A 3,094-nucleotide genomic window follows, 5' to 3' on the forward strand; every position below is an offset into this window, starting at 1 on the left:
ATTTGAAGGAGCGTTCCCCATATGCTAAACGTGTATAACCTAGGTTAAATGACCAGTCACTCAAATCTTCCTTTAGCAGTTGATTAGTTCCATATAAAGAAAAATTAAGAACTCTTTGTTGGCCATTGATATCAGTCACAACTACTTGAGCTTGTCCAACTCCAGTAATAATAGGGATCGCTTCAATTTCAAATTGACCAGGTATGATTTGCTGAGTTGTTTGCTTTAGCCCATTAATAAACAAATCTACTGTGGATGGTAAACTTACTTCACCTTTAAATGATTCCAAGGGAGTCGTGATTTGATAGGGTTGAAGAGCAAAATTTTTAGAAAGACTTACTCCGCTAATGCGGGTAGACCGACTCCAGCTCAATGGTTTGGACTGATCATCACCCACTCTGATAGTAAGCATTTTTTCAGGTAAATCACGCTGCCAATAAGTATCTAGAATTAAAGCATCTAATTTGGAATCTTCATCTGTTTTGGTATAGCTATAATTTGAGGATAAATTTAAGATTCCTCCCTCTCCTAAGCCAAATACACGAAACTCATGGGTTCCACTTAAATTGAAATAATCTTCGGAATACTGGCTATAGAAATCGTAATTAAACAAAGCGCCTGGTCGCTCTTGAGCTGGGTCAAGTTTGACAGGTTCAATAATAGTATATGCAGGATAATAGGAAGTTCGTTTAAGTGCTTTAATATCTACATCAAGGTAAATTTTCTGGTTGGAATTATCGTATTTATATTTGACTGAAGGTATGTCTTCTAAAAGATAGTAGCCTGCAGGATTAGTTTGCAGATCAGCAGGTAAAGTTAATTTAAGGTCTTGTAAAGTTTCTGTAGATATATAAAGCTGATCATCTTGTTGGAGAAAATGGCCTAAAATATTTGAGTTAGATTGATTTAAAATAACATCTAAAAAAAGTTCCTGTTGAATGGTCGAATCTACTTCTTGAGAAGTCACTTCATTTGCTATTCCCTCTTGTACATAAAGAAGTCCAAGCAAAATTACACTCAAGTAATTAGCCCTAATCATATCAAGTATTTATTTATTTACAGGAATAACCTGTTGATTAATATCAGAATTAATAACTAATCGAAACTTTCCTGCACCATTATCTGGAAGACTGATCGGTAAGTTCCAAGACATCGTTTGTCCTGCCAAAACATAACCCATCAATCCAGATATCAAAGGTACGATATTTCCTGTCGTGGATACATAACTCAACTGACTTAAGCGTAAATAGGAACTAGAACGGTTCGACACTGAAATCTGGCCGTTCGTATATTTAAACTGAATATTATAAAGCGAGGTTAGACCTTGAGTAATTTTATGAGGTTGCGAAGACTTATAAAAAACAGGAATTGAGTATTGCAATAAAATATTTAAACCCGAGTTATTTTGCTCGGAACTACTTCCTGGCAACTCATCTACCAGTACTCGAAATGCCTGCTCCTGAGTACTATTAGTATTGGCTGGCTTAATCAAGCGTACTAATTGTCTTTGACCAGGTTTAATTTCAGTAATAAGTGGACTTGCAATAAGCTTCTTAGTCGGTTCCAGGATTTCCTGGTTATTAAGCTGAGTCCACTCTTGCATACGTACTTGAGCACGAATATTTGTTTTCCCCGTGTTTGTAAGCCAAAGCTCTTTTGCTTTTTCCTGGGAAGAAAACTCTACAAGGATGGGAGATACTTGTAGACTAGCTGCTTGTGCTAAAGAACAAAAGGAAGAAGCTAAGAGAGTCACCATATAGATATGCTGACGATTTAATATTTTTTCAAATATACCTTGCAATAGCCTCTCCTTGTTTACTTATAACTTAATTAGTAAGTAATTTTAGCAGTTACAACATCAGTATATACACCTGCCTTAACATTTGTGTTGCCTTTTAATTTCGCATAGACAGGCAACTCTTGTGCTTTACCTGTACCGGTTTGCTCTAGTGCTTGATCAACTGTTTTACCCCAGATCTTTTGTGCACCGGTATCTTGGAATAAATCATAAGCCACGACAGAAGTACTGTCAGATTTATGCTTCATTTGACGTTCGCTATCCAGTACCACTTTATAAGGTGTGCCAATGGTACATGTAGCTGTTAATTTACCTGTTTGGGTACGGTTTACATCGGTTGAACGATCTAAACTTCCGAAATCAATATCTGTAGCTGAATTAAATTCACACGATTCATTGATTGTTAATTTCACTTCAAAGTTCTGTGTTGGGGCAGTAGCTGCTTGTGCTGCAGAAAAGCCAAGTACAGATGAAATGAACAAAGAAACATATGTAATTTTTTTCATGAGATTGAATCCAATATTTAAGTTCAGCCTAACCTTAAAAAGTGGATGAACTTTTGATCAAAGTAGGCGAGGAAATATACGCTCATTAAACAAGCAAGTACATAATTTATTTAGAAAAAATTAGATACTTTACTCTAAATTACTCCAATTAAAAAATTGGCTTAATTAAAAATCAGCTTTTATTTTCCCAAAAAAATGTGATAAGTATCTCATTAAAAATGATTTACTTGCTGTACGGATCATATAGTAAATAAAAAACAACTATTATTGAAACGAATAAAAACCATAAAAATAATCTAAAAAAACAATTAATATGAATTTCTAGCTTATAATTTTTAAAGTCATTAATGAAAAATGCTTTGTAGGTAAATTTCTGTTAGCGGGGAAATGTTCAATTACAGCAATTGCCGTTAGAGCGTATTGAAAATAATTTTTATTATTCAATTCTTGATATTTTTAAAACTAAAACAGACGATAAAGTTATATTGAGTCGAGAGGGTTGGTGGAAAAATACGTTATTAACAAGAAGATTTGGCTATAACTCCAATTAACTATTTATTTAATATTTCTAAAATTAACATAATGGCGATTATGCGAAACGAGAGCCTACAGCTCTCGTTTTTTTACACTAAAACTGCTAAAATTCTTATACGCCATTGACGTACATAAACCCATGCTATTCATTGAAACTAGTATTTTTACCAAGCAAATCAAAGAGCTTGTGAGTGATGAAGAGTATCGTCAGCTCCAGCAAGATCTCTTGGTACAGCCTGATAAGGGCGACTTAATC

The 3,094-nt window shown here is 34.4% G+C and carries 2 protein-coding genes and 2 pseudogenes; 1 reads left to right on the plus strand and 3 read right to left on the minus strand.

The annotated features are described in order from the left end of the window. The 3 genes and pseudogenes from FTV32_RS16315 to FTV32_RS16325 all read right to left on the minus strand — a co-directional run. Positions 1-1,021: pseudogene (locus FTV32_RS16315) on the minus strand (fimbrial biogenesis outer membrane usher protein); the annotation flags it as partial. A gap of 27 nt (positions 1,022-1,048) precedes the next feature. Continuing rightward, positions 1,049-1,801 carry a molecular chaperone gene (locus FTV32_RS16320; RefSeq protein WP_257227648.1) on the minus strand — a complete coding sequence of 251 codons (753 nt, stop codon included), beginning with the start codon at positions 1,799-1,801 and terminating at the stop codon, positions 1,049-1,051. A gap of 29 nt (positions 1,802-1,830) precedes the next feature. Next, the gene (locus FTV32_RS16325; RefSeq protein WP_180023026.1) at positions 1,831-2,304 is read right to left on the minus strand and encodes a spore coat U domain-containing protein; all 474 of its coding nucleotides are present in this window, start codon (positions 2,302-2,304) and stop codon (positions 1,831-1,833) included. A 383-nt stretch (positions 2,305-2,687) separates the two neighbouring features. Between FTV32_RS16325 and FTV32_RS17645 the strand changes: the two are divergent. After that, positions 2,688-2,855 (plus strand): annotated as a pseudogene (locus tag FTV32_RS17645) (GIY-YIG nuclease family protein); the annotation flags it as partial. Positions 2,856-3,094 lie beyond the last annotated feature (239 nt).

Origin of the sequence: Acinetobacter sp. YH16032, from assembly GCF_013417345.1 — a bacterium.
Lineage (GTDB): Bacteria > Pseudomonadota > Gammaproteobacteria > Pseudomonadales > Moraxellaceae > Acinetobacter.

Coding starts and splice junctions, on each gene's coding strand:
- FTV32_RS16325 (WP_180023026.1), bottom strand. CDS start 2,304: ATGAAAAAAATTACATATGTTTCTTTGTTCATTTCATCTGTACTTGGC.